This window comes from Streptomyces sp. NPDC047880 (genome assembly GCF_040706515.1).
Classification (GTDB): Bacteria; Actinomycetota; Actinomycetes; order Streptomycetales; family Streptomycetaceae; genus Streptomyces.
The window spans coordinates 90128-114669 of record NZ_JBEZOK010000023.1; the positions used below are offsets into that span (position 1 = coordinate 90128).

Annotated in this window: 26 protein-coding genes and 2 pseudogenes; 10 read left to right on the forward strand and 18 right to left on the reverse strand. The window is 70.8% G+C overall.

Going from position 1 to position 24542, the window contains the following annotated elements:
• Window positions 1-6: 6 nt before the first annotated feature.
• The 3 genes from AB0937_RS28960 to AB0937_RS28970 form a co-directional block, all read right to left on the reverse strand.
• Window positions 7-975, reverse strand: a complete 969-nt coding sequence (locus AB0937_RS28960) for a hypothetical protein (protein ID WP_366715613.1) — start codon at window positions 973-975, stop codon at window positions 7-9.
• Between the two features lie 111 nt (window positions 976-1086).
• Entirely contained in the window at window positions 1087-2091 is a 1005-nt protein-coding gene (locus tag AB0937_RS28965) for an alcohol dehydrogenase catalytic domain-containing protein (protein ID WP_366715615.1), read from the reverse strand.
• Window positions 2088-3251: a mandelate racemase/muconate lactonizing enzyme family protein gene (locus AB0937_RS28970; RefSeq protein WP_366715617.1), complete on the reverse strand. Its 1164-nt coding sequence runs from the start codon at window positions 3249-3251 to the stop codon at window positions 2088-2090. The genes AB0937_RS28965 and AB0937_RS28970 overlap by 4 nt, the downstream gene beginning before the upstream one ends.
• 269 nt (window positions 3252-3520) lie before the next feature.
• Between AB0937_RS28970 and AB0937_RS28975 the strand changes: the two genes are divergently transcribed.
• Complete coding sequence (locus AB0937_RS28975) at window positions 3521-4462, forward strand: hypothetical protein (RefSeq protein WP_366715619.1); 942 nt, start codon at window positions 3521-3523, stop codon at window positions 4460-4462.
• A gap of 198 nt (window positions 4463-4660) precedes the next feature.
• Here AB0937_RS28975 and AB0937_RS28980 read toward each other — a convergent pair whose 3' ends face one another.
• The gene (locus AB0937_RS28980; RefSeq protein WP_366715621.1) at window positions 4661-5110 is read right to left on the reverse strand and encodes a MarR family transcriptional regulator; all 450 of its coding nucleotides are present in this window, start codon (window positions 5108-5110) and stop codon (window positions 4661-4663) included.
• A gap of 100 nt (window positions 5111-5210) precedes the next feature.
• On the opposite strand from AB0937_RS28980, the gene AB0937_RS28985 reads away from it, so the two are divergent.
• The 3 genes from AB0937_RS28985 to AB0937_RS28995 all read left to right on the forward strand — a co-directional run bounded on the left by AB0937_RS28985 (window position 5211) and on the right by AB0937_RS28995 (window position 7280).
• On the forward strand, window positions 5211-6233 hold the full coding sequence (locus AB0937_RS28985) for an NADP-dependent oxidoreductase (protein WP_366715623.1): 1023 nt from the start codon (window positions 5211-5213) through the stop codon (window positions 6231-6233).
• A 176-nt stretch (window positions 6234-6409) separates the two neighbouring features.
• On the forward strand, window positions 6410-6952 hold the full coding sequence (locus AB0937_RS28990; protein ID WP_366715625.1) for a hypothetical protein: 543 nt from the start codon (window positions 6410-6412) through the stop codon (window positions 6950-6952).
• A gap of 13 nt (window positions 6953-6965) precedes the next feature.
• Window positions 6966-7280, forward strand: a complete 315-nt coding sequence (locus AB0937_RS28995; protein WP_366715627.1) for a DUF6087 family protein — start codon at window positions 6966-6968, stop codon at window positions 7278-7280.
• Window positions 7281-7616: 336 nt separating this feature from the next.
• Here AB0937_RS28995 and AB0937_RS29000 read toward each other — a convergent pair whose 3' ends face one another.
• Window positions 7617-8054: a hypothetical protein gene (locus AB0937_RS29000; RefSeq protein ID WP_366715629.1), complete on the reverse strand. Its 438-nt coding sequence runs from the start codon at window positions 8052-8054 to the stop codon at window positions 7617-7619.
• Between the two features lie 384 nt (window positions 8055-8438).
• Window positions 8439-8912 carry a hypothetical protein gene (locus AB0937_RS29005; RefSeq protein ID WP_366715631.1) on the reverse strand — a complete coding sequence of 158 codons (474 nt, stop codon included), beginning with the start codon at window positions 8910-8912 and terminating at the stop codon, window positions 8439-8441.
• 870 nt (window positions 8913-9782) lie between these two features.
• Between AB0937_RS29005 and AB0937_RS29010 the strand changes: the two genes are divergently transcribed.
• Both AB0937_RS29010 and AB0937_RS29015 read left to right on the forward strand, forming a co-directional pair.
• Window positions 9783-10109: a hypothetical protein gene (locus tag AB0937_RS29010; protein WP_366715633.1), complete on the forward strand. Its 327-nt coding sequence runs from the start codon at window positions 9783-9785 to the stop codon at window positions 10107-10109.
• Window positions 10110-10235: 126 nt separating this feature from the next.
• Window positions 10236-10391, forward strand: a pseudogene (locus tag AB0937_RS29015) (organic hydroperoxide resistance protein); the annotation flags it as partial.
• 204 nt (window positions 10392-10595) lie between these two features.
• On the opposite strand, the gene AB0937_RS29020 reads toward AB0937_RS29015, so the two are convergent.
• Window positions 10596-11741 carry a serine hydrolase domain-containing protein gene (locus AB0937_RS29020; protein WP_366715634.1) on the reverse strand — a complete coding sequence of 382 codons (1146 nt, stop codon included), beginning with the start codon at window positions 11739-11741 and terminating at the stop codon, window positions 10596-10598.
• Window positions 11742-12116: 375 nt separating this feature from the next.
• Here AB0937_RS29020 and AB0937_RS29025 point away from each other — a divergent pair, with 375 nt between their 5' ends.
• Entirely contained in the window at window positions 12117-12944 is an 828-nt protein-coding gene (locus AB0937_RS29025) for an EI24 domain-containing protein (protein WP_366715636.1), read from the forward strand.
• On the opposite strand, the gene AB0937_RS29030 is transcribed toward AB0937_RS29025, so the two are convergent.
• Window positions 12895-14127: a pyroglutamyl peptidase gene (locus AB0937_RS29030; protein ID WP_366715638.1), complete on the reverse strand. Its 1233-nt coding sequence runs from the start codon at window positions 14125-14127 to the stop codon at window positions 12895-12897. The two genes, AB0937_RS29025 and AB0937_RS29030, sit on opposite strands and share 50 nt — an antisense overlap.
• Window positions 14128-14216: 89 nt before the next feature.
• Window positions 14217-14405 (reverse strand): hypothetical protein, encoded by a 189-nt coding sequence (locus AB0937_RS29035; protein WP_366715639.1) that lies wholly within the window; start codon window positions 14403-14405, stop codon window positions 14217-14219.
• 105 nt (window positions 14406-14510) lie between these two features.
• Here AB0937_RS29035 and AB0937_RS29040 point away from each other — a divergent pair.
• Window positions 14511-14695: pseudogene (locus tag AB0937_RS29040) on the forward strand (fibronectin type III-like domain-contianing protein); the annotation flags it as partial.
• 80 nt (window positions 14696-14775) lie between these two features.
• Here the strand turns inward: AB0937_RS29040 and AB0937_RS29045 are convergent.
• Both AB0937_RS29045 and AB0937_RS29050 read right to left on the reverse strand, forming a co-directional pair.
• On the reverse strand, window positions 14776-15747 hold the full coding sequence (locus AB0937_RS29045; RefSeq protein WP_366715641.1) for an aldose epimerase family protein: 972 nt from the start codon (window positions 15745-15747) through the stop codon (window positions 14776-14778).
• A 10-nt stretch (window positions 15748-15757) separates the two neighbouring features.
• Entirely contained in the window at window positions 15758-16651 is an 894-nt protein-coding gene (locus AB0937_RS29050; RefSeq protein ID WP_366715643.1) for an SGNH/GDSL hydrolase family protein, read from the reverse strand.
• 259 nt (window positions 16652-16910) lie between these two features.
• Between AB0937_RS29050 and AB0937_RS29055 the strand changes: the two genes are divergently transcribed.
• Complete coding sequence (locus AB0937_RS29055) at window positions 16911-17405, forward strand: DUF3145 domain-containing protein (RefSeq protein ID WP_366715645.1); 495 nt, start codon at window positions 16911-16913, stop codon at window positions 17403-17405.
• A 142-nt stretch (window positions 17406-17547) separates the two neighbouring features.
• Here the strand turns inward: AB0937_RS29055 and fabF are convergent, their stop codons facing one another.
• The 5 genes from fabF to fasR form a co-directional block, all read right to left on the reverse strand.
• On the reverse strand, window positions 17548-18819 hold the full coding sequence (gene fabF / locus AB0937_RS29060) for a beta-ketoacyl-ACP synthase II (protein WP_366715647.1): 1272 nt from the start codon (window positions 18817-18819) through the stop codon (window positions 17548-17550).
• A gap of 87 nt (window positions 18820-18906) precedes the next feature.
• Window positions 18907-19155, reverse strand: a complete 249-nt coding sequence (locus tag AB0937_RS29065) for an acyl carrier protein (RefSeq protein ID WP_003989952.1) — start codon at window positions 19153-19155, stop codon at window positions 18907-18909.
• 81 nt (window positions 19156-19236) lie between these two features.
• A complete protein-coding gene (locus tag AB0937_RS29070) occupies window positions 19237-20238 on the reverse strand; it encodes a ketoacyl-ACP synthase III (protein WP_366715650.1) in 1002 nt (333 codons plus the stop codon).
• A 24-nt stretch (window positions 20239-20262) separates the two neighbouring features.
• On the reverse strand, window positions 20263-21192 hold the full coding sequence (locus AB0937_RS29075; protein ID WP_366715652.1) for an ACP S-malonyltransferase: 930 nt from the start codon (window positions 21190-21192) through the stop codon (window positions 20263-20265).
• Window positions 21193-21281: 89 nt separating this feature from the next.
• Window positions 21282-22487: a fatty acid biosynthesis transcriptional regulator FasR gene (fasR, locus tag AB0937_RS29080; protein WP_366715654.1), complete on the reverse strand. Its 1206-nt coding sequence runs from the start codon at window positions 22485-22487 to the stop codon at window positions 21282-21284.
• Between the two features lie 62 nt (window positions 22488-22549).
• Between fasR and AB0937_RS29085 the strand changes: the two genes are divergently transcribed.
• Entirely contained in the window at window positions 22550-23200 is a 651-nt protein-coding gene (locus tag AB0937_RS29085; RefSeq protein WP_366715708.1) for a pirin family protein, read from the forward strand.
• On the opposite strand, the gene AB0937_RS29090 is transcribed toward AB0937_RS29085, so the two are convergent.
• Window positions 23197-24012, reverse strand: a complete 816-nt coding sequence (locus AB0937_RS29090; protein ID WP_366715656.1) for a serine hydrolase domain-containing protein — start codon at window positions 24010-24012, stop codon at window positions 23197-23199. The two genes, AB0937_RS29085 and AB0937_RS29090, sit on opposite strands and share 4 nt — an antisense overlap.
• A gap of 18 nt (window positions 24013-24030) precedes the next feature.
• The gene (locus tag AB0937_RS29095) at window positions 24031-24501 is read right to left on the reverse strand and encodes a GNAT family N-acetyltransferase (RefSeq protein WP_366715658.1); all 471 of its coding nucleotides are present in this window, start codon (window positions 24499-24501) and stop codon (window positions 24031-24033) included.
• Window positions 24502-24542: the final 41 nt, after the last annotated feature.

The window sequence follows — 24542 nt, forward strand, 5'->3', positions numbered from 1 at the left end:
GGAACGTTATGACGAGATTTCGAACCGTTGCAGGTGGCCCGGCAGCCGGGACCCGAGCGGCGCCATGTCGCCGTCCGCTCCATGGCGCGCCAGGAGGTCCAGGGCAAGCCGGCCGCGACGCACCCGCTCCTTGGCGGTGGCCAGCGTCAGCTCCCGCAAGTGGTGCCCGTACGGGTAGATGCCGGGGGCCTTGGACAGGCCGAACTTCAGGTACAACGGGGCCCCGCGTCTGATGAGTTCGGCCACCTCGTACATGCGGACGTAGCCGCCGAGGTCGTCGGGTGCCTCGATGTACATGTCCATCGGGGCGCCCGACACCCGCCGGATCTCGGTGAGGTGATCGAGCGTCAGGTCGCTGGGCACGTTGACCGAGTCGGCACCGAGGCGCTCGTATACCGCGTACGCGGCCGGGTTGACCGGACCGATGAGCGCGGAGACCTTGAGCGTCGTATCGGCCGGGATGATGCCGGCCGCCCGTGCCCGGTGCAGCGTCCACAGCACGCCCTCGTCGGCGACGAGCAGGCACTTGACGCCCAACTCGGTCGCCCTTACGGCGTCTTCGAGGCAACCGGCGACGGCGTCGTGGCCGCGGGCGCGCAGTCCGGCCCCCCGCGAGTCGGTGCGCGTGGACCCTCCGATGTCCCAGGTGCCGCGCGGGCCGGTGAACAGGCAGAGCTCGATGTCGCGTTCACCGGTCGACTCGACCATCTCGGTGATCTCGGCGTCGGTCAGCATCCACACGCCGCTGCCCTGGCTGATCCGGTGGATCGGCACGTCCAGCCGCGAGGCCTCCTTCAGCACCACCGCGAGTGCCTCGGGACCCTCGCAGGAGGGGATCTCGGTGCGCCAGCGTCCACCGCCGGGGAAGGAGTGTGCGGAAGTGTCGGCGGGGTCGGGGTCGGGTGCGCTCAGGCCCAGTGCGGCGAGGGCCGGCTCACCGGGCCGGCGGGCTGCCGTGGCGGAAGCGTCGGTCACAGGAATGTCCTTCAGTTCGATATTTCGGACGAGGTTCGCGGCTCTGGGTAGGGCAAGGCTGGGTGTACGCCGGTACGGGAGCCGTCAGGTTGCCCCCGTACCGGCGTACGGCTAGGGGCGGAGCAGAACCTTGCCCACCTTGGGATCGCCGGCCCCGACCAACTCGATGGCCTGCGAGAACTCGGTGAGGGGCAGCTCGTGCGTCACCAGCGGCAGCGGGTCGAGGAGACCGGCGGCGAACACCCGCACCGTGTGCGCCCAGGCGTCCGGCGGCGCACCGAAGACGGTGTGCACCTCCAGTTGCCGTACGACGAGGCCGGTCGGGTCGAGACCGTCGGCGTCCGGCGCCGGGATGCCGGTCAGGACCAGCCGCCCGCCGCGCCGGAGCAGACCGGCGGAGATCCGGGCGGCGTCCGCGGACCCGGCCGTCTCGATCACCACGTCGAAGTCGTCCGGGAGCCTCTGGTCCTTCGTCCGGAAGTCCGTCGCGCCGTACTGCCGCGACAGCGCCTCGCGGTCCCGGCGGGTGCCGACGACCAGCAGCTCGGCCGGTGAGGTGGCCTTCAGGAACTGCACGGCGAACATGCCGAGCGTGCCGGTGCCGACCACCGCGACGCGCTCACCGGGCTGCGCGTTGCCCTTCAGCGTGGCGGCCGCGATGCAGGCGGCGGGCTCCAGGAGGGCCGCGGCCGTCAGGTCGCAGTCGTCCGGGAGGGCGTGCAGGAGACGGGCCGGGAGGGTCAGCGTGGCCGCCATCGCGCCCGGCTGGGTGAACCCGGTCTCCTCGTACCCGGCCGTGCACAGGGTCGTGTCGCCCGCGTGGCAGCGGTCGCAGACCTGGCAGTTTCGAAAGCCCTCACCGACGACCTTGCGGCCCACGAGGGACTGCGGGACACCGGGGCCCACGGCCTCGACCGTCCCGGACCACTCGTGGCCCGGGGTCAGCGGGTAGCGCACGTAGCCCTCGGGCCGGTTGCCCTGGTAGACCTCGCGGTCGCTGCCGCAGATCCCGGCGGCGTGCACCCGGACCAGGGCCTCGCCGGCCTCGGGCCGCCGGGGCTCGTGCGGCACGAGACGGTGCTCGCCCGGGGCGTCGACGACGACCGCGGTGCTCACTGCGAGCCCTTCGGCTTGCGCTGTTCCCAGCCCTCCGCCCAGAGGTCGAACCGGGCCTGCTGCTGGGGGAATTCGGCGGCGGCGTCGACGTCCAGCTCCACACCGAGGCCGGGGGCGTCGGAGAGGTGGAAGCAGCCGTCCTCCGGGTTCACCTGCGGGGCGCCCTTGACCACCTTCTTGATCTCCGCGTCCGCGAAGTCGTTGAAGTGCTCGAGGATCTTGAAGTTCGGGGAGGTGAAGCCGACCTGGAGGGACGCGGCGGTCAGCACCGAACCGCCCACGTTGTGCGGAGCCACCAGCATGTAGTGCGTCTCGGCGGTCGCCGCGAGCTTCCTGGTCTCCCAGATGCCGCCGATGTGGCCGACGTCCGGCTGGATGATGTCGACGGCCTGGCTCTCGAACAGCTCCCGGAACTCGATCCGGTCGTGGATGCGCTCACCGGTGGCGACCGGCATGTCGACCTTGGCGGCGACCTTCTCCAGCGCCTTCAGGTTCTCCGGCGGGACCGGCTCCTCCAGCCATGCCGGCTTGAACGGCGCCAGCTCCTTGGCCAGGCGCACGGCCGTGGCGGGGGAGAAGCGGCCGTGCATCTCCAGCATCAGCTCGGCCTCGGGGCCGATGGCGTCGCGGACGGCCTCGATCAGGGAGACCGCGTACAGGGTCTGCTCGTGGTCCAGCTCGTAGTGGCCGGTGCCGAAGGGGTCGATCTTCAGCGCCCGGTAGCCGCGCTCCATCACGCCCTGGGCGGCCTTGTGGTAGGCCTCCGGGGTCCGCTCGGTGGTGTACCAGCCATTGGCGTACGCCTTGACCTTGTCGGTGACCTTGCCGCCCAGCAGCTGCCAGACGGGGACGCCCAGGGCCTTGCCCTTGATGTCCCAGCAGGCCATCTCGATCACGGCGATGCCGGACATGACGATCTCGCCCGCACGGCCGTAGTCGCCGTACTTCATGCGCTTGACGAGATCCTCGACGGCGAAGGGGTCGGAGCCGAGGATGTGGTTGGCCTCGGCCTCCCTCAGGTAGCCGAGAAGGGCGTCGGTGTGTCCCAGCATCCGGGTCTCGCCGACTCCGGTGATCCCCTCGTCGGTGTGCACCTGGACGTACGTCAGGTTGCGCCACGGCGTCCCGACCACGTGTGTGCTGATTCCGGTGATGCGCACGGCGGTTGTCCCTCGCAGCTTCGTCGGCTCGGTTCTTTTCAGTCTGTTCCGTCAGCGTCCCGCACGCGTTCCGGCGCCTCGGTTGTTCGAGATTTCGGCACACGTTCGAAATGCTGGCGTGACAGTAAGGATCGGGCGTGGGGGGTGTCAATGGGTCGCGCGCATAACGGTTTCGGCAGTTTCGAAACCACCCAGGGGCCGTGTCCCTACAGAACCTTCACAGCGGGCTCTAGGAACGTGACCGATGCGGAACTTAACCTTCCCGCGTCATGGACTACTGCGACCCGTGCCGACGGCACCTCAACGGCGCCCTCGCCTGCCCGGGGTGCGGCACCCCCGCCCCATCGCTGCGCCGACGCGATCCGGTGTACGCCGGGTACGGCACCGGCGCGCCGGGGCACACCGCCGACGAACCGGCGAGGCCGTCGGGCTCGTACGAGTCGCACGCCCCCGACACCGGACACGACCACGCACGCGACGGCGCGTACGGCGAGGACGACGGCGCGTACGGCGACGGCGCGTACGACGACGACGCGTACGGCGACGACCGCGACGCGCGTAGCGACGGCGATGAGGGTGACGCGTACGGCGATGCCGATGCCGATGCCGATGCCGATGCCGATGCCGACGGCGAGCGCGTGGGGCGCGCGGCCCGGAGGCGGGGGCGCGGCCCGTCAGCCGACGGCCCGGGCGCATCGAGCCGGCGGGACCGCAAGGCCGCGGCCCACCGGCGCCGTCGGCGCCGGACCCTGTTCGTGGCCGCCGGTTTCGTGCTGGCGGCCGGGGGCCTGAGCCTCGCGGAGCTCGGCATGGACGCCCCCCGTTCGACGCCCAGACCGGCCGCGGCCGGGGGTGAGTCGGCCGACGGGGACGCCGCACCGGAGACCGGCGAGCCGGGCCGCGGTGCGGACGGGAAGGGAGCCGGGGCCGAGGGTCCGTCAGGCTCCGCCTCACCGACGGCGTCTGACTCGCCGTCCGCTTCCGGATCCCCGAAGAACGAGAAGTCGGAGTCCCCGGACGGCGGCGAACCGTCGAAGGACCCCGGGGCGGCGGCGGGAGACGCCCCCACCGGCCCGGCGCCCTCTCCCACGGCCGCCCCGCCGACCTCCGGCCCGGGCCCCGAGCCGACCTCGGACCCGACCACCCGCGCCCCGGAACCGGAACCCTCCGCTTCCGAACCGTGCAAGCGCTTCCTCTGGTGGTGCGCCTAGCGTCCACCCGGCCGGCCTCGCCACGTCGCCGTCGCCGAAGACGACCATGGTCCGGCCGCCGATGAGAAGGCCGGTGGCGTCGGTGCGGCAGGAGTGGAGGTGCTCCTTCCTGCCGGAGGATGGAACGCCTCGGGCGGTCCGCCTTGCCCGGCTCGGGGCCGCAGGGGCCACTGACGGGTTCCCCGGCGGCGGTCCGTCTCAGCCCAGCATGCGCCGCAGGGTGTCCCGCAACCCCACCCGCTCCTCCTCGGAGAGCCCGGCCAGGGGCTCCCGGGCGAACCGCAGCGACTCCCGCAGGCTCCGGGCCACCTCGCGCCCCTCCGCCGTCGCCGCCGCCACCTTCACCCGGCGGTCGGCCGGAGCCGGCTGCCGTTCGACCAGGCCCCGGGCCTCCAGCCGGTCCACGATCCCCGTGACGTTCGACGGCTCGCACCTCAGCTGCTGGGCCAGCCTCCGCATCGGCAGCGGTTCGAGGCACAGCAGGCCGAGCAGCCGCGCCTGCGCACCGGTGAGGGAGTGCTCCGCCGCCGCCGACTCGTAGTCCTCGTGGAACCGCGCCACGACCTCCCCGATCAGCTCGACGACCTCGAGGGTCAGCGGGTCCGGGCGGTTGGTCATCTCTTGGGGCGTCGGTGTGGTGGAGGCCATGCCATCGAGGGTACCCGGTTATTTGACAACCTGAAATTTTCAGGAGCATGGTTGTTTCAGGTACTGAAACATCCGCATCGAGCCAGAGGTAAGGCGCACCATGACCGACACCCCCGCCCTCCCCGCCGTCAGCCGCGAGTGGCACCTGGCGAGCCGTCCCGTCGGCTGGCCGAAGCCCGAGGACTTCGCCTTCGTCGAGGTTGACGTACCGCAGCCGGGTGAGGGAGAGGTCCTCGTCCGGAACAAGTACCTCTCCGTGGACCCCTACATGCGCGGCCGCATGAGCGACGCGAAGTCCTACGTCGCCCCCTTCGAGCTCGGCAAGGTCATGCAGGGCGGCGCCGTCGGCGAGGTCGTGGCGTCGAACGCCGAGGGGCTGTCCGTCGGGGACCACGTGCTGCACTTCTTCGGGTGGCGGGAGTACGCGGTCGTCGGTGCCAAGAACGCCGTGAAGGTGGACCCGGACGCCGCGCCCCTGTCGACCTACCTCGGTGTGCTGGGCATGACCGGCCTCACCGCCTACGCGGGTCTGCTGCGGACCGCCGCCTTCAAGGAGGGTGACACGGTCTTCGTGTCCGGCGCCGCCGGTGCCGTGGGCGGCCAGGTCGGGCAGATCGCCCGGCTGAAGGGCGCCTCGCGGGTCATCGGCTCCGCCGGTTCGGACGAGAAGGTGAAGCTCCTCAAGGAGGAGTACGGTTTCGACGCCGCCTTCAACTACAAGGACGGGCCCGTCGCCGAGCAGCTGCGCGCCGCCGCCCCCGACGGCATCGACGTCTACTTCGACAACGTCGGCGGTGACCACCTGGAGGCGGCCATCGGCTCGCTCAACCAGGGCGGCCGGATCGCCGTCTGCGGCATGATCTCCGTCTACAACAACACCGAGCCCGCGCCGGGCCCGAAGAACCTGGCCCGCCTGATCGCGACCCGCGGCCGCATCGAGGGCTTCCTGGTCGGGGACCACTACGACCTGCAGCCGCAGTTCGTGCAGGAAGTCGCCCCCTGGGTCGCCTCCGGTGAGCTGAAGTACCGCGAGACCGTCGTCGAGGGCATCGAGAACAACGTGGAGGCGTTCCTGGGCGTTCTGCGCGGCGACAACACCGGGAAGATGATCGTCAAGCTCTGACGCCTTCCGGCGGGATTCCGACATACGGTAACTCGTTTCCGAATTCGTCCCGGCCCGGGCGCCAGCCGCGGCGGACGACCGAAGGAACACAACCGCGTGCCGATCCAGCAGTCCGACGTCCTGTACACCGCCGTCGCCACCTCGAACACCCCCAGTACGCCCTCGGGCTCCTCGGCGTGGCCGCGAAGAAGGCGACGCTGCCCGCGACCAGGGCGCTGGTCTCCTCGCAGACCGGCCGGGTGCACGCGGCCCTCGGCGACGAGCAAGGTGCCGAGCGGCACCTTGCCGCCGCTGACGAACTGGTCGCGGGCGGCCTGGGCGACGACGTCCCGCAGTGGGTGGCGTACTTCGACGCCGCCGAGCACGCCGGCGCCCGCGCGGTCTCCGCCCGCGACCTGCACGGCATCGGTCGGACCCGCTGTGCCAGTGATCACTTCACGGACGCGCTCGCCCTACGCAGGCCCGGCTTCGACCGAGTGAGGGTCATGGACCGCATCGGGCTGGCCGCCGCGTTGTTCACGGAGAACGAGCCGGAGCAGGGCGCCGCCGCGGCCCATCAGGCGCTGGACGAGGCTACCCGTGCCAACTCCACGCTGGTCGCCTCCCGCCTCAACACGCTGCTGGACGCCGCCCGGCCCTACCGGACCGCCGCGGTGGACGAAGTCCGCACTCGTGCGGCGGATCTTGCCGCGGCCCGGCCGACCACCGTCGCTGCCTGAGACCATCGACACCATGGGCAAGCACTCCCGGCCCGGACCGCCGAACCCGCCGTCCCGCGCCGTCCCGCGCCTCGACGCCGACGACGGGCTCGCGGCGTACAACAAGCGGCGCCGCCCGCCGCTGGACGTCTGGCGCCGGCACCGCCCGCTCCACGGCGGCGGTGGTCACCTCCGCCCGGAGGAGCCCCGGGCCCTGGAGCAGTGGAACGGATTTTCGTACGAGCCCGCAGGTACCGCCGCGAACCTTGCGGAGGCCCACCGGTGGGTGAACGAACAGACGACCGACGCAACCGGCGGCCCGGTTGAGGAACATCGGAACAGCGATTAACGGTAGCGCCGACTCTGCTTCCGGGGCCCGCTCCCGAAGCTTCCGCCAAGTGGCAAGTAGCTGTGCGTGACGATCGTCGCGGACGGTGATCCTCATGAACGGCACGGACAGGATCATTACGTGGAGCAACCATGCTCGGGATCCTTCCGGTCTTCGATGTCTCCATCAAACCCGGGGCGACTCATGATCGTCTGCACGCGCGAGGCCGAAGTAATCGGACCCGGACGACAAGCCACCCGTCAAGGACGGAAAGCCCGGCGGCTGACACAGGGCGGATGGCGTTTCGACAAGGGCCAGCCTCGCAGGAGGCTGGCCCTTGCAGACTGCGCTCGAATCCTATATGAGCTGGATCGCCGAATACATCTGGTCGTCGATACCGTTGAAGTTGAGACGACTGGTGGCAGAAAACAAGCCTTCTGAGCCGATGTACCTCGTGGGGCCGAAGCAGCCGCGCGTGAATCCCGGGTTGAGCGTCGTCTGAGCACAGTCGACATCACTGCCGAAGTTCGTGCGTATATCGCCCTCAATCTTGATGGCGACACTTGCCTTGTTCTGGACGACAAGCACGGACTGTGCATAGCCGCCCGAGTTGATCACGAAGCAGTGCTTGAACCTGACGTTCTGCGAACCCACGTGATTCCTGTAGGTGCCGCAATTCCAGGTGGAATCGGTACTCACGGCCTTCCAGTTGACCTCGGCCGCGCTTGCCGGCGTCGCGGTGAGCGCAAGCACACCGGCCGCGGCGCCGGCCAAGGCCACCTTCTTGAGACGCATGTCTCCCCCGTTCTCCAGATTCTGCCGTTCCGTGGTCGCGCAACGACGCGCCGCCCGGCAAGCCACCGGGTGGACGGTGATGATCGTACAACCACCGGCCGCGGGAGGAAATCGTCATACGATCACAGAACGCCACGCCGAGTGCCAACAAGGTGAGCAGGATGGCTTCCTGGGTGACGCGCGCGATGCCCGCCAGCGCGTGCTCGCGCGCAGAGCCCCCAGCCGAGGGCCAACACGGCGGTCCCGGCGATCGTATGGCGATGCCGTGCTCGACATCGAACCAGGACGTCTCCCGGGAAGTGCTTAGACGTCGTTTCAGTCCCACAGTCGTGATGCGGATCGGACCCTAAGCGATCGCATGATCGGCTCGATGGGCCCTGGTTTCTAGCAGGGCGTCTTGATGTAGTTCCTTCCGTAGGCGACTCCGGTGTGCCCGTTGATCGTCAGCTCAACTCGGGGAATGTCGATGTACTGGCACTTACCCACCTGCACTGTCGGCGCATAGCACCCACGGGTGAAGCCCGAGTTCAGCAGGCTCGGCGCGCACCAGACGTCGCCCCCCAGCTGAGACTCGAACACGACGCGACCCTTTTCGAGATCCCAGCCGTGGAGCTCGTTCGCGTTCTGCACAACCAGCACGGCCTGGGCGCCACCACTGGCGTTCGTGACAGCGCACGCCTTGAAGTTCAAAGGGGACAGTCCCGGCTGAAACGTCTGACCGTGCGCGACCCAGTCCCCACATGCCCAGGTCGAGCTACTGACGGTCTTCCAGCCGACCGTGTCACTGGCCACGGCCGACTGGGAGCCAAACAGCACAAGACCTGCCGCAATAGTCGCAATCTTGAACCAACTACGCATGACAACCCCGCTTGAATACATGGGGAGACCTCAGCGCCCCCCGACAGCGAAGAGGATCATACAAGCTTTCGAATTGAAGGTTCGGCACCGGCGACGGCGTGCGTCCGCGAGCTGTGACCCAGCGCTTCATGTGGCGGGTGAGCGGCTGAGTTGGCGGGCTGAGTGTTTGAGTTGGCAGGGACACCGGCGTCGATCTTCTTGACCAGGTCGTAAGGCCAGCTTGCCGAGGTTCCGCACTGCACGATCAGAGGTGCCTCTGGCTGCCAGAGGTCCCAGGGCAACGTCCCGCTTCAGCGGCCCTGCGCCGCGCAGGTCCTGCAAAATGCGCTGAGCTTGCTTCTTGCCAAACTGGTCACCGAAGCTGTTGTTCTTGTAGAAGTTCAGCGCAGAAGTCCTCTCAAAACCCGCGTGTTGTGCGAGATAGTTCGGACAGGCTTCCCCGGGTGGATCTGACGCCCGATCAAGCCGCAATCGCGGTAGAGCGAAATGATTGTCCGAAGTGTGAAGCCCCGGCGGGCAGTGCCTGCCGGACCCGCGGCGGGAAGACCGCGACGAAGTACCACACTGCCCGCTTCATCCTCGTGCCCGCACTCCGCGAGGAACTCGACGTCCTCGTGCCCGAGGACCGCGGTCCGGGACGGCCGTGGAAGCAGGGTCCGGGGCGGCGCTGCTGGCGCAGGCCCGACACGAAGGGGAGGACGCGTGATCCCGATGCCATCGCATCGCACGAAGGGACCGGGCGTGCTCGGTGCTACCCCAGAGCAGCCCATCGGCCCCTTCGGGCGTTGGCCCGAGCTGCGAGGACCTGGAGCCGGAAGCCGACACCGACCGGGACGGACCGACCCCACCCGGGCGAGTGATGCTGGAGGCGTGGGCCGCATCCGCTTCTGCGTCTCCTGCGGGGCCCGGCTGCCGAGGGACGCCTCGGCCCGGCGCCGGTACTGCGACGGCGTGTGCCGGGCCCAGGCGTACCGGGACCGGCGGACCAGCGATCAGATCATGGTCCTCGCCCTGATGCTCGGCGAGGCAGAGTGGACCGGTGACGAGAGGATGATCCAGCTGCTGACCTGCCCGGAGTGCGGGCGAATCACCTTTGCCGGCGCCAGCCGCCGCCAGGACGCGCTCTACTACTCGGGACGCTGTCGATCGAGAGCGTGGCGCCGTCGTGAGGCCCGCCGCGCCCGGCTGCGAGCGTGACGTCCAGCCGTCACAAATCGGCGCTCTACCAGCGAGTATGACGCCTCCACGTCACGCTGCTGTGGCCCCGACTCGAACAAGATCATTTCTTAGCGCCAACCGCTGTTCCATTGATTCCCGAGGCCGGGCAAGAACGGGGACGGCTTCGGGATCATCGTCGAGATCTCGGCGGACATCCCGAAGGTGGACCGGGGGACCGCCCGGACCCTGGTCGAGAAGGCCCACGAGGTCTGCCCGTACTCGAAGGCGACCCGCGGCAACATCACCGTGACGCTGATCTGACCACGCTCGTTGCCTACGCGGAGGCCGCACCCTTGGACGTGGGGTGCGGCCTCCGCCCATGCCCGGACCCAGGGGCCGGTGCCCCCGTGCTGCCCCCTGGGACGTGTCCGCACAGTCCCGCCTGCCACGGCACTGGAGAGCCAGCGCCGCCGCGTGCACCGACTCCCCCTGGGACGTGTCCGTGGAGTCCCGCCTGCCACGGCACTAGAGAGCCAGCGCCGCCGCGTGCACCGACCGGGCCAGCCGGTTGTTCTCCGGGGCCGCACCGCCCGGGAAGGCGAACCGGCGGCGCGTGTAGCCGTAGGCGAGGCCGCTCCGCGGGTCCGCGAAGGCCTGGGAGCCGCCCGCGCCGCTGTGCCCGATCGTCCCGGCGCCGAGGAACGGGTGCCACGTGTCAGCCGTCGTCTGGAAGCCGAGCCCGAACGACTTGTGGGCCCGGGCCACCAGGTCGTAGCCGGCCGAGTGGAGCTGCCCGAACTCCGCCACGGTGTCCGGCTTCAGCAGCGCGGGCTGTTCGCCCATCCCGCTGATCGCCGCCGCATACATCCCCGCCAGGCCCCGCGCGGACGCCACCCCGCCCACCGACGCCGGGCCCTTCGCCCGGATCAGCGGCATGTTGGGGAGAGTGGCGAGGTCGGTCGGCTCCGCCGCGTTGCCGTTGAACGCGATCGAGGCCAGCGAGTGCGGACCCGTGGGCGCGGCGTCGAGTACGGCCCGCTGCTCGGGGGTCGGGTCCATCGGCTGGATGCTGCGGAAGCGCGGCTCCTCGGACGCGGGCAGGCCCAGGTGGAAGTCCAGCCCGTACGGGGTCCTGATCCGCTCCTGGTAGACCTCCTGAAGCGGACGGCCGGTCGCCCGGCGTACGACCTCGCCGACCAGGGCGCCGGCCACCAGCGCGTGGTAACCGAAGGCCGTGCCGGGGCGCCAGAACGGCCGCTGGTCGGCGAGGCGCTCGGCGAGCTGGCGGTCGTCGGCCAGTTCCGCGAGCGTGAAGCCGGTGTCCGTACCGACCACCCCCGCCCGGTGCGCCAGCAGGTCCCGCAGCGTCAGGGCGCCCTTGCCCTCGGCCGCGAACTCCGGCCAGTAGTACGTCACCTTGCGGTCCAGTTCGAGCGTGCCGTCCTGGACGAGCAGAGCCACGACCAGGTAGGCGGCGCCCTTCGTGGACGAGAACACACCGTAGAGGGAGTCGGCGTCGGTCCCCGCCCACAGGTCGACGACCTTCCGTCCGCGGACGTAGGCGCACAGCTGCCCCTCGTAGTCGGCCCGCTCCCCGGCGACGAACGCGGTGAACTCCTCGCGCACCGCCTCGAAGCCGTCCGCCACACTGCCGTGGATCTCCTGCGTCATCCGCTCTCCTTGACTGAAGCGCTGTCTGTCACTGTGATCATTTCCCCTGCCACCTGCGGGAATTCCCCCGCGGGACGGTCCCGCGAGAGCGGTCCGACGCCGGATCGGCGAGGGTGCCGGTGCCAGGGAGGGCGGCGATCGGCAACGGTCTCGCAGGAACGGTTCTCGTGGTGCGCACGCCTACCTCCTCCTGGGGCTTCCTGAGATCGGTACGGCGAGGTGTACCGGTTCGACTCAACGGCGGCAAGAGCACTCGGCCTCCCCTGCGACCCGGACGGCCCGCCCCGGCGCGTCCGGCCTGACCTGCGCGACCTGTGACAGCGGTGTGACCGGAGCGCGTCAAGCACGCGACACGGGCCCGGATAGGGTTTCCCCATGCGCGATCTAGGGACGGGTTTCCGGTACCTCCTGAAGGGCCAGCGGTGGGTGGCCGGGCACGGCAGGAGCTTCGGCTTCGGGCTGCTCCCGGGGCTGATCACCCTCGTCCTGTACGCGGCGGCACTCGTCGCGCTGGCGCTGTGGGGCGAGGACGCCGTCACCTGGGCGACGCCCTTCGCCGACGACTGGTCGAGCCCGTGGCTCGCCCTCTTCCGCGGCTTCCTGACCGCCGTGCTGTTCGCCCTCGCCCTGCTCCTCGCCGTGGTGACCTTCACCGCGGTGACCCTGCTGATCGGGCAGCCCTTCTACGAGAACCTCTCGGAGAGGGTCGACCGGGACGTCTCCCCGGACGGGCACGCCCCCGAGTCGGGGCTGCCGCTCTGGCGCGAACTGTGGATCTCCGCCCGGGACAGCCTCCGGATCGTGGTGCGGGCCGCCCTCTGGGGGGTGCTGCTGTTCGCGTGCAGCTTCATCCCGGTGGCCGGGCAGACGGTCGTCCCGGTGATCGGGTTCTTCGTCACCGGGTTCTTCCTCACCGAGGAACTGACCGCCGTCGCCCTCCAGCGCCGCAGCGTCGAACTGCGCACCCGCCTCACCCTGCTGCGCTCCCGCAAGACACTCGTCTGGGGCTTCGGCACACCGCTCGCCGTGGCGTTCCTGGTGCCGTTCGTCGCGGTGTTCCTGATGCCGGGCGCAGTGGCGGGCGCCACCCTCATGGCACGTGACCTGCTGGGCGAGGACATCCGTGAGGGCGGCGAGGAGGACGACCAGGCCGCTACGACGCTTCCGCAGCCACCCGCAGAATGGCCCTCACCTGGGCGATGATGTCCAGCCGGTTGCGCACGAACTCCGAGTCGGTGATCTCGCCGGTGTTCCCCGCGCCGAACTGCAGCACCGGCGTGTGCACATGCCCGCCCGGCAGTGTCCCGTGCAGCCCCAGTCGGTCGCGCAGCAGTGTCGCCCGGTAGGCGATCTCGTTGGAGAGGTAGTCCCCGCCGCCGCCCGCGCGTGCGGTGGAACCGGGCGTCGGCCCGTCGGGGCGGACGACGGCCTGGGAACCGCCGGCCGGGATCTCGGTGACGGTGGTGTTGTCGTACACCGGGAAGCGGCCCGTGCTCGCGGCGACGATCGCCGCGTGGGGCAGCGTGGTCGTCGTCCACTGCGGCTGCGAGGCCGGGTCGGAGACCGGCACGGTCTCGGTGCGGCCGATGTTGTCGTTGTCCCCGAAGCCGCCCCGCCAGGCCCCGTTGGTCCGCTCGATGTCGAACCGCCCGGCCCTGCCCTGGCTCACGGTCGTGAACAGGTCGGTCTGCGGCAGGTGCGGCCGCAGAGCCCGCTCCACCGTGCCGTCGGTGAAGTCCTGCCAGCGCACCGGGAACACCACCGTCTCGACCCGGGCCGGCCCGTCCGCCGTCTCGAGCACCGTGCCGTCCAGGGCCAGCGCGGTGGCGCCGGACGGGTTGGAGATGCGGATGTCCCGGTCCAGGGTGAACGGGTCGAAGCCGGTGAGCAGGATCCGCTTCAGGCCCGTGCCGTGCGGATACCGGAGGGAGTCCTGACCGCGCGAGGTGCGCTCCAGCTCGTCCAGCAGCGCGGCCCGCTGCCGGTCCGTCAGGCCGAACCGCGGATCCCAGGTGCGCACTTCACGCGTCATGCCGAGCCGCGCCCAGTACAGCGGCCGGTCGTCGTCCCGGCTCAGGTCGCCACCGGCCGGGCCACGTCCCTGCGCCCGGTCGACCGCGAGCCGCCACAGCCCCGAGCCCTCCCGGGCCACCGCCCGGTGAGCCTCCCCGTAGGAGCGGGCCGAGCCGAGGGACCGGGCCAACCGCGGCGCCAGGGCGTCGAATCCGGAGCGGCGCAGGATCTCCTGGGGCGCGGCCCGGTCGAGCCGCTGCTCCTCGACGGTGGGGGAGGGGGCCGCCGGGGCGGCGCTCGCGGCCGTCGGGGTGGCGAAACCGGTCAGCAGGGCGAGACCGAGCAGGCCGAGGCGAACGCGTATGCGTGTCACGGGGGTTCAGGCCTTCCGTCGTGGTGGGGGGTCGGTGCCGGACGGCCGCAGTATCGCGTGACGGGTGGGGGCCACGCCATGGGTGGGGCTCAGCCGGGGATCTCCGCCACCGCCTCCCGTACCGCGTCCAGGAAGGCCGAGGCCGCCGGAGTCAGGGACCGGCCGCGCACGGTCGCCGCGTACACCGTCCGGGCAGGGGCGCCCTCCTCGCGCACCCGCGGCAGCGTGACGTCCGGGCGCACGGACGCGGCCGCCGGCGCGCTCGACGTGGTCGACATCCGCACGTGCCTGACCGGCATCTCCGAACCGGAGCAATGCGGGTCCGCGCGAAGGGAGTTCCTCAGAACGCCGGCAGTGCGAGCCGTGGCCGCCCCGGCACGCCGGCCGGCTTCGGGAGTGTCGGGGCCGGTCCGGGCGAGAGTGCCGAGGCCACCGTCGACCTCCCGCGCCGCTCTTCGAAATCTGGGACGAGGCGACCGGATCATGGTCGTTTGTGAAGGGTTCGTACGAGATCCAGGCCGGACGCTCGATCACGGACCGCAGGATCACGGCGGCGATTAACGTCTGATCCGGGACACGTTCCCCACCAGGCAGCCCCGGTCCGGGACCTGACCTCCGGACCGGGGCTCGTGGTCTGTCACGGGCGGCTCAGCGGGTGCCGAACCCGTACACCGTCTCCGAGCGGAACACCTCGCCCGGCCGCAGCACGGTCGTCGGGAAGTCCGGCCGGTTCGGCGAGTCGGGGAAGTGCTGCGTCTCCAGCGCGATGCCGTCCCCGGGCGCGAAGGGCTCGTCCAGGTGGTCGGCGGTGTACAGATGGAGGCCGGGCTCGGTGGTCGCCACCGTCAGCACCCGCCCGGACGCCGGGTCGTGCAGCTCGGCGACCTCGACCGCGGTGTCCGTCACCCCCTTGTCGAGCACGAAGTTGTGGTCGTATCCGGAGCCTGTCTTGCGTGCCTCGCGGAAGTCGAACCGTGTACCGCTCACCTCTTCGGGGCCACCGGCGGGAATCAGGTCCGCGTCGACCGGTGTGTACCGGGAGGCGGCCAGCCGCAGCTCGTGGCCGCCCGCCTCACCGGAGCCGGCCAGGTTGAAGTAGCTGTGGTTCGTCAGGTTCACCACGGTCGGCGCGTCCGTCACCGCCTCGTACGCGATCCGCAGCGACCCGCTCACGTCGAGCGTGTACGTCGCCGTGACCTCCAGGCGCCCCGGGAACCCCTCCTCGCCGTGTGGACTGATCCGGGTCAGCCGCACCCCGTGCTCCACGGGCTCCGCCTCCCACGCCCGCTTGTCGAAGCCGCGCGGGCCACCGTGCAGCGAGTTCGGCCCGTTGTTCGGTTCCAGTGCGTACGTCCGCCCGTCCAGGGTGAACCGGGCGCCGGCGATCCGGTTGGCGTACCTCCCGACCAGCGCGCCCAGATACGGCTCCGGGCGGGCCAGGTACCCGTCGAGATCCGGGAACCCCAGCACCACGTCACCGGCCCGGCCCTCCCGGTCCGGCACCTCCACGGACTGCACGATCCCGCCGTACGACAGGACCCGCACCCGCACCCCCGCCCGCTCCAGGGTCCAGCGGTGCACCGGGGTCCCGTCGGAAAGTGTTCCGAAGAGTTCGTTCATGTGCGGAACTCTAAGTCAGGGGGCCTTTCGCGGTGACGGTGCGGTACGCGATCTCCGCCAAGCGGGCCTGTCCGTTCACACTGGGGTGGAAGTAGTCCCAGCGGCTCAACTGGGCGGTGCCGAAGCGGTAGTCGTACACCGCGCCCCCGTCGTAGCGGCACCGCTTGTCCTCGGCGCAGACCTCCTTGAGGACCTTGTTGTAGTCCTCCACCCGCTTCTGCACCGTGTCCCGTCGCAGGGTCGCCGCCGAGTCCAGGGCGTCGGCGTCACCCAGCATCGACGGGCAGATGCCCAGCTTCCACACCTGCTTGCCCAAGGGGCTGGTGCGGCCCTCCGACCACAGTCGCTTCAGATTCGGCACGCTCGCCACGAACACCTGCGCCTTCGGCAGGGCCTCGCGCAGCGAACGCAGGGAGTCCTCGAAGTCGGCGCGGAAGGCGGAGACCGGGGTCATCGCCGAGGGCGTGGACCGGCAGGCGTCGTTGGCCCCCACCATCACCGCCACCAACTGGGGCCCGCGCCGCACCGCCCGGGCCACCTGCCCGGGCAGGTCGGCCATCCGCGCTCCGGTCACGGCGTAGTTCCAGCTCCGCTCGGCGGCCCCGGCCCTGCCCAGCAGCCGCACCGCGAGCGAGTCGACCTCGGGGCTGGCGCCGGTCGCCCAGGACGCCTCCGGGCAGTCCGACAGCACATCACAGGCGTCGAACCCACGCGTGATGGAGTCACCGACGGCCGCGACGGACGTGGGGCTGCGGTCCCACAGGGGAGTGGGCTTGGGCGACGGCTTCGCGCTCTCCGGCGGTGCGGCGGAATCGCCCCCCACGGCATCACACCCGGCGACACCCAGCGCGGCCGCCGCGACCACGGCCAGAACGCCCCGTGTACGCCGGCCCCGTTTCCGCATCCCTGGTCCATCCCCTCGCCACGCCGTGCCTGTCCCCCCAACCCATAACAACGCACGAGGGTTCCCGACCGATCAGGTGCAACGGCTCACACCCGTACAAGCGTCCCCCTGGGTGAATGGCGGGCGTTTCCCGGCACCTGGACCGACCGTACGTCACACTCCTTGCGCCACCGCACGGTAGCCTCGCCATCAACGTGACCCGCCCGGTCACAGCCGTTCCGCCCGTTTGCACCATGTCCCACTCTGCCCGGAGGTTCCGGTGACGACACGTGGAGTTCTGTACGTGCACTCCGCGCCGCGCGCGCTGTGCCCGCACGTCGAGTGGGCCGTCGCCGGGGTGCTCGGCACACGCGTCAGCCTGGACTGGATCCGCCAGCCGGCCGCCCCGGGCACCTGGCGCTCGGAATTCTCCTGGCAGGGCCAGGCGGGTGCGGCGTCCAAACTGGCCTCGGCGCTGCGCGGCTGGCACCTGCTGCGCTTCGAGGTCACCGCAGAACCCTGCCCCACCGCCGAGGGCGAGCGCTACAGCTGCACCCCCGACCTCGGCATCTACCACGCCGTCACCGGCATCCACGGCGACATCCTCATTCCCGAGGACCGCCTGCGCGCGGCCCTGCAACGCAGCCGACACGGCGAGACCGACCTGGAAGCCGAGATCGGCAAACTCCTGGGCAAGCCCTGGGACGACGAACTGGAACCGTTCAGGTACGCCGGCGAAGGCGCCCCGGTCCGCTGGCTCCACCAGGTGGTGTAAACGCCTTGAGGGGACGCGCCTCCCAAAGGGGCGCGGGGAACTGCGCGAACCACCCCCACCGGCCCGCACCCGGCACACAACGTCACATGAACGGCGAACGGCCCGAACCCCCACCGGAGTTCGGGCCGATCAACGCTCAGGATCAAATGGTCCGGAACGCCAACACCACGTTGTGCCCACCGAACCCGAACGAGTCGTTCAGCGCGGCGATACGCCCCTCGACGGGCAGCTTGCGAGCCTCATCCCGAACGACATCGGCGTTCGCCTCGGCCTCCGGGTCGAGGTTCTCCACGTTGATCGTCGGCGGCGCCACCCGGTGGTACAGCGCGAGCACGGTCGCCACCGTCTCCACGCCACCCGCACCACCCAGCAGATGCCCGGTCATCGACTTCGTCGCGGACACCGCGAAGTGGTCGGCGTGGTCGCCGAACACCTTCCGCAGCGCCTTCAGCTCGGCGATGTCCCCGGCCGGCGTGGACGTCGCGTGCGCGTTGACGTGCACGATCTCCGCCGGGTCCAGGTCGTTGCGGTCCAGCAGGTTCTGCAGGGCGTGCGAGATGCCCCGCCCCTCCGGCTCGGGCTGCACGATGTCGTGCGCGTCGGCGGAGACACCCTGCCCGACCGCCTCGGCGTACACCCGGGCCCCGCGCCTCGCGGCGTGCTCGGCGGACTCCAGGACGACGACACCGGCACCCTCACCGAGGACGAAGCCGTCCCGGGCGGTGTCGTAGGGACGCGACGCGCCCTGCGGGTCGTCGTTGTTCTTGGACATCGCCATCATGTTGCCGAACGCGGCGATGGGGAGCGGGTGGATCGCCGCCTCCGTGCCACCCGCGACGACGACGTCGGCGCGGCCGGTACGGATCATCTCGATGGCGTAGCCGATGGCCTCGGCGCCGGAGGCGCAGGCGGAGACCGGCGTGTGCACGCCCGCCCGGGCGCCCACGGCCAGACCCACGTTGGCCGAGGGGCTGTTGGGCATCAGCATGGGCACGGTGTGCGGGGAGACGCGGCGGACGCCCTTCTCCTTCAGCACGTCGTACTGGTCGAGCAGGGTCGTCACGCCGCCGATGCCGGAGGCGATGACCGCGCCCAGCCGGTCGGGGTCGACGTTCGAGTCCTCGCCGGCCTTCGCTTCAAAACCGGCGTCGGCCCAGGCCTCCTTGGCCGCGATCAGCGCGAACTGCGCCGAGCGGTCCAGTCGGCGGGCCTGCGGCCGTGGGATGACCTCGGTCGGCTCCACGGCGACCGGGGCCGCGATCTTGACGGCCTGGTCGGCCGCCCAGTCCTGCTCCAGGGGCTTGACACCGGACTTGCCGGCGATCAGGCCCTCCCAGGTAGAGGCTGCGTCGCCACCCAGCGGTGTGGTTGCGCCGATACCGGTGACGACCACGGTGCGATTGGTCGAGTTCACGGGAATTCTTTCTCCAACGGAATCGAGGATTAAGCGGCGCCACCGCCGGGTGGCGGGGCAGTCAGCCCAGAGGGCCGGATCGGCTGCTCAGCCCTGGTGCTTGAGGATGTAGTCGGTCGCGTCACCGACGGTCTTGAGGTTCTTGACGTCCTCGTCGGGGATCTTGACGTCGAAGCGCTCTTCGGCGGCGACGACGACCTCGACCATGGACAGCGAGTCGACGTCCAGGTCGTCGGTGAAGGACTTGTCCAGCTGGACGTCCTCAACCGGGATGCCGGCGATCTCGTTCACGATCTCGGCGAGACCGGCGACGATCTCTTCCTGAGTGGCGGCCATGTTGGCGCTCCTTCGTAGATATCCAGAGGGTGTGGCGGGTATTTCCTCGCGCACCGGATCGCATGATCCGGCACGGAGTGCCTAGGGGAGGGTAACGACAGTCGCTGCGTAGACGAGACCCGCCCCGAAGCCGATGACGAGCGCGGTGTCGCCGCTCTTCGCCTCGCCGGTCGCCAGGAGCCGCTCCATGGCGAGCGGGATCGAGGCGGCCGAGGTGTTGCCGGTGGTGCGTACGTCACGTGCGACCGTGACGGACTCCGGCAGCTTGAGTGTCTTCACCATCGAGTCGATGATCCGCTCGTTGGCCTGGTGCGGAATGAAGACGTCCAGGTCATCCGCGGTGATGCCGGCGGCGTCCAGCGCCTCCTTGGCGACCTTCGCCATCTCGAACACGGCCCAGCGGAACACCGCCTGGCCCTCCTGCGTGATGGCGGGGAACTTGGCGACCTCGCCGGAACGGTAGTCCGTCCACGGTACGGTCTGCTTGATCGTCTCGGACTTGTCGCCCTCGGAGCCCCAGACGGTGGGGCCGATGGCGGGCTCGTCGGCCGGGCCCACGACGACCGCGCCGGCGCCGTCGCCGAACAGGAAGGCCGTCGCCCGGTCCTCCAGGTCGGTCAGGTCGCTCAGCCGCTCCACGCCGATCACCAGGACGTACTCCGCCGAGCCCTCGACGATCATGCCCTTGGCGAGGGTCAGGCCGTAGCCGAAGCCCGCGCAGCCGGCCGAGATGTCGAAGGCGGCGGCCTTGGCGGTGCCGAGCTTGTCGGCGATCTCGGTGGCGACGGCCGGGGTCTGCTTGAAGTGCGAGACGGTCGAGACGATCACGCCGCCGATCTGCTCGGCGGAGATCCCGGCGTCGGCGATCGCCTTGCCGGAGGCCTCGATCGACATCGCGGCGACCGTCTCATCGTCGTTCGCCCAGTGCCGGGTCTCGATGCCGGAGCGCGAGCGGATCCACTCGTCGGACGAGTCGATCGTCTCGAGGATCACCTCGTTCGGCACGACCCGGGTCGGACGGTAGCCGCCGACGCCGAGGATGCGCGCGTACGGGGCGCCCTTGCTGGGCTTGATCTTCGCCATGCGGTCGGCTCCTTGGGGCGGCGGTCAGGCGTGCTCGGCGATGAGCTCGCGAGCCGCGTCGAGGTCGGCGGGGGACTTCAGGGCCAGCGTCTTCACCCCGGGCAGGGCCCGCTTGGCGAGACCGGTGAGGGTGCCGCCGGGGCACAGCTCGATCAGGGCCGTGGCACCGAGCTCCTTGAAGGTCTCCATGCACAGGTCCCAGCGGACCGGGTTGGCGACCTGGCCGACCAGGCGCTCCAGCACCTCGGCGCCGCCGGCGACGGTCCCGCCGTCCTTGTTCGAAACGTAACGGACCTTCGGGTCGCCGGGCGCCAGGGCCCTGGCGGCCCCGGCCAGCGTGTCGACGGCCGGTGCCATGTGGTGCGTGTGGAACGCGCCGGCGACCTTCAGCGCGACGACTTTGCGCACGCCCTCGGGCTTGTCCGCCTCCAGCGCGGCGAGCTGCTCCTTGGTGCCGGCCGCGACGATCTGGCCCGCGCCGTTGATGTTCGCCGGGGTCAGGCCCAGCTTCTCCAGGTGCGGGACGGTGACGGCGGGGTCGCCGCCCAGCAGCGCCGCCATGCCCGTCTCCGTGACCGCGGCGGCCTCGGCCATGGCGAGCCCGCGGGTGCGGACCAGGCGGAGCGCCTCCTCGTGCGGGAGCACCCCGGCGAGCGACGCGGCGGTGATCTCACCGACGCTGTGACCGGCGATCGCGCCGACCTTCTGCGGCAGCTCGGCCGGATCGCCGAACAGCAGGTTCGCGGACGCGAGTCCGGCCGCGACCAGCAGCGGCTGCGCCACCGCGGTGTCGCGGATCTCCTCCGCGTCGGCCTCGGTGCCGTAACGGATCAGGTCGATCCCCGCGGCGTCGGACCAGGCCTCGAGGGCACCGCGAACACCGGGGAGGTCGAGCCATTCAGTCAGGAAGCCGGGCGTCTGAGCGCCCTGGCCGGGAGCGACGAGTACGAGCACTCTCACACTCTCTCTTGGGGACGGGCACAACCGCCCGTGGGGACAGGGACGAAGAACACGGAGGGGTTTTGTCGAGCTTCGACAAAACCTTAGAGCTGAGGATCTCCATCGACCAGACGCCCCAGGATCAGCGCGATCCGCAGGGTGAACGCAGAGCGTACATCGGAGGGTGACCATCCGGTGACGTCAGTCACACGTCGAAGCCGGTAGCGGACGGTGTTGGGATGAACGAACAGCATCCGGGCGGCCCCCTCGAGGCTGCTCGCCTGTTCGAGGTAGACGCTGAGGGTCTCCAGGAGCGCGGCCCCGGCCTCCTCCAGCGGTCTGTAGATCTCCTCCACCAACTGCTCGCGGGCCGAGGGGTCACCCGCCATCGCCCGCTCCGGGAGCAGATCGTCGGCCAGGACCGGGCGCGGGGCGTCCTGCCAGGCGGAACACGCCTTCAGCCCGGCCGCGGCGGCCTGCGCGGACCGGGTCGCGGCCAGCAGGTCAGGCACCACCGGGCCCGCGACGACCGGCCCGGCCGCGAACGGGCCGATGAGCGACTTGGCGACGGCCAGCGGGTTGTCGCTGCCGCCCGCGATGACCACCAGGCGGTCGCCGAGCACCCCGGTGAGCACCTGGAGCTTGGCGTGCCGGGCGGCCCTCCGGATCGCCTCCACGGTCAGTTCCGAGTCGCCGTCGGGCGCCGTGCCGAGGACGACGCACACGTGCTCGGGCGAGTTCCAGCCGAGCGCGGCGGCCCGGGAGACAGCACCCTCGTCGGCCTCGCCGCTGAGCACGGCGTTCACCACCAGGGACTCCAGCCGGGCGTCCCAGGCGCCGCGTGCCTCGGCGGCCTGCGCGTACACCTGGGCCGTGGCGAAGGCGATCTCCCGGGCGTAGACGAGCAGCGCCTCGCGCAGCACCCGCTCGTCGCCGGGGGCCGCGACCTCGTCGATCGCGCTCTCCATGACCTCGATGGTGGTGCGCACCATCTCCACGGTCTGGCGCAGGGTGATCGCCCGGGTCAGTTCACGCGGCGCGGTGCCGAACACGTCGGTGGAGATGGCCTGCGGGGCGTCCGGATGCCGGAACCACTCGGTGAACGCGGCGATGCCCGCCTGTGCGACCAGACCGATCCAGGAACGGTTCTCCGGGGGCATGGCCCGGTACCAGGGCAGCGTCTCGTCCATCCGCGCGATGGCCTGCGCGGCGAGCGATCCGGACGACTTCTCCAGCCGCTTCAGTGTCGCGGCATGCTGATGGACGTCGTGGGCTGCGGCTTCGTTCTTGCTGGTTTCGGGTTCGGGCACGGGGACAAGACTGCCTCATCCGGACGGGCAGGTGGGCCGCAGGGCCTACCGTGGACTTCGTGATGGACGTCAGGCGCGCGGACGAGCGCTACCCCGGAGGGGACGCGGCCGCAGGGATCGAGTCGTGGCACGCCTTCTCCTTCGGGCCGCACTACGACCCGGACAACCTCCGCTTCGGTGCGGTGCTCGCGTGCAACGAGGAGCGGCTGGCGCCCGGGGCCGGCTTCGACGAGCATCCGCACAGCCACACCGAGATCGTGACCTGGGTGGTGGAGGGCGAGCTGACCCACCGGGACTCCGCCGGGCACGAGTCGGTCGTACGCCACGGCGACGTGCAGCGGCTCAGCTCGGCGGGCGGGGTGCGGCACGTGGAACGCAACGACGGCCCCGGGCCCCTGACCTTCGTCCAGATGTGGCTGGCCCCGCTCGAGCCCGGCGGCGACCCGTCCTACGAGGTCGTCCACGGCATCGCCGACTCGACGCCGTACGCCGTCCCGGAGGCGGGCGCGATGCTGCACGTGCGGCGCCTCGGGGCCAGGGAGCGGACGGCGGTGCCCGACGGGGCGTACGCGTACGTCCATGTCGTACGCGGCGCCGTACGCCTGGACGGCGAGGAACTGGCGGCGGGTGACGCGGCCCGGATCACGGACGCCAAGGGCCTGGAGGCCGAGGGCGTGACCGACGCGGAGCTGCTGATCTGGGAGATGGTCTAGAGCTCTGCCAGCACCGCGTCGGTGAACGCCGGCCACGCCTCGATCGCCCACGGCCCGAACGCCCGGTCCGTCAGCGCCACGCAGGCCGCTCCCGCGTCCGGGTCGATCCACAGGAACGTACCCGACTGACCGAAATGCCCGAAGGTGCGGGGTGAGGACGAGGAACCCGTCCAGTGCGGCGACTTGGAGTCGCGGATCTCGAAACCCAGCCCCCAGTCGTTCGGGTTCTGGTGTCCGTACCCCGGCAGGACGCCCTTGGTGCCCGGGTAGTGCACACTCATCGCCGAGGCGACCGTGCGCGGATCCAGCAGTCGCGGCGCCTGCACCTCGGCCGCGAACCGCAGCAGGTCCTCCACCGTCGACACGCCGTCCTTGGCCGGCGAGCCCTCCAGGGTCGTCGAGGTCATGCCCAGCGGCTCCAGCACGGCCTGCCGCAGGTACTCGGCGAACGGGATGTCGGTGACTTTCGCGACATGGTCGCCGAGCTGCTCGAAGCCGGCGTTGGAGTACAGCCGCCGCTCCCCGGGCGGGGCCGTCACCCTGTGCTCGTCGAAGGCGAGGCCCGAGGTGTGCGCGAGCAGGTGGCGGACCGTCGATCCGGCGGGGCCCGCCGGCTCGTCGAACTCGATCGCCCCCTCCTCGTACGCGACGAGCACCGCGTAGGCGGCCAGCGGCTTGGTCACCGACGCGAGCGGGAAGCGCTGCCCGGCCGGTCCGTGGAGGCCGAGGACGGTGCCGTCGGCTCGTACGACACCCGCGGCGGCGGTGGGAACCGGCCAGTTCTCGATCAAGGCGAGGCTCTTCAGCGACATGCGTTCGAGCCTATGCGCTCAGAGCGCGAGCTCCAGCAAAGGGTCGGGCTTGGGGCGGAAACCGAGGGAGACGTACAGCGGCTCGGCCTCCGGCGAGGCGGTGAGCTGCACGCGCCGGGCGCCGCGCTCGCGGAACCACTCCAGCAGCATGGTCATGCAGGCCCGCGCGTACCCGCGGCGCCGCGCGTCCGGGTCGGTGGCGACACTGAACACGAAACCCACCCTGCCCTGCGGGTCGGACGCCTTGCCGATGCGGTAGTCGATCGTGCCGGCCACCAGGCAGGCCAACGCCCCCGGGCGCTCCGGGTGGTCGACGACGAACGCCGTGAAGTCCCCTTCCGCCTCGCCCAGTTCGGCCCTCAGCGTGGGCAGCGACTCCCCGTGCCAGGCGATGGAGGGGTCGGAGGCGAACAGCGAGTCGATCATGACCTGGCGCAGCCGCAGGACTTCTTCGGCGTCTTCGGGCAGGGCGCGACGTACAACACTCATGGGTCCGTACCCTAACCAGCCGGATCAGGGGGCGTCCTGCC

Coding starts and splice junctions, on each gene's coding strand:
- AB0937_RS28975 (WP_366715619.1), top strand. CDS start 3,521: ATGGACTACTGCGACCCGTGCCGACGGCACCTCAACGGCGCCCTCGCC.
- AB0937_RS28980 (WP_366715621.1), bottom strand. CDS start 5,110: ATGGCCTCCACCACACCGACGCCCCAAGAGATGACCAACCGCCCGGAC.
- AB0937_RS28985 (WP_366715623.1), top strand. CDS start 5,211: ATGACCGACACCCCCGCCCTCCCCGCCGTCAGCCGCGAGTGGCACCTG.
- AB0937_RS28995 (WP_366715627.1), top strand. CDS start 6,966: ATGGGCAAGCACTCCCGGCCCGGACCGCCGAACCCGCCGTCCCGCGCC.
- AB0937_RS29000 (WP_366715629.1), bottom strand. CDS start 8,054: ATGCGTCTCAAGAAGGTGGCCTTGGCCGGCGCCGCGGCCGGTGTGCTT.
- AB0937_RS29005 (WP_366715631.1), bottom strand. CDS start 8,912: ATGCGTAGTTGGTTCAAGATTGCGACTATTGCGGCAGGTCTTGTGCTG.
- AB0937_RS29020 (WP_366715634.1), bottom strand. CDS start 11,741: ATGACGCAGGAGATCCACGGCAGTGTGGCGGACGGCTTCGAGGCGGTG.
- AB0937_RS29025 (WP_366715636.1), top strand. CDS start 12,117: ATGCGCGATCTAGGGACGGGTTTCCGGTACCTCCTGAAGGGCCAGCGG.
- AB0937_RS29035 (WP_366715639.1), bottom strand. CDS start 14,405: ATGTCGACCACGTCGAGCGCGCCGGCGGCCGCGTCCGTGCGCCCGGAC.
- AB0937_RS29045 (WP_366715641.1), bottom strand. CDS start 15,747: ATGAACGAACTCTTCGGAACACTTTCCGACGGGACCCCGGTGCACCGC.
- AB0937_RS29050 (WP_366715643.1), bottom strand. CDS start 16,651: ATGCGGAAACGGGGCCGGCGTACACGGGGCGTTCTGGCCGTGGTCGCG.
- AB0937_RS29065 (WP_003989952.1), bottom strand. CDS start 19,155: ATGGCCGCCACTCAGGAAGAGATCGTCGCCGGTCTCGCCGAGATCGTG.
- AB0937_RS29070 (WP_366715650.1), bottom strand. CDS start 20,238: ATGGCGAAGATCAAGCCCAGCAAGGGCGCCCCGTACGCGCGCATCCTC.
- AB0937_RS29085 (WP_366715708.1), top strand. CDS start 22,550: ATGGACGTCAGGCGCGCGGACGAGCGCTACCCCGGAGGGGACGCGGCC.
- AB0937_RS29090 (WP_366715656.1), bottom strand. CDS start 24,012: ATGTCGCTGAAGAGCCTCGCCTTGATCGAGAACTGGCCGGTTCCCACC.
- AB0937_RS29095 (WP_366715658.1), bottom strand. CDS start 24,501: ATGAGTGTTGTACGTCGCGCCCTGCCCGAAGACGCCGAAGAAGTCCTG.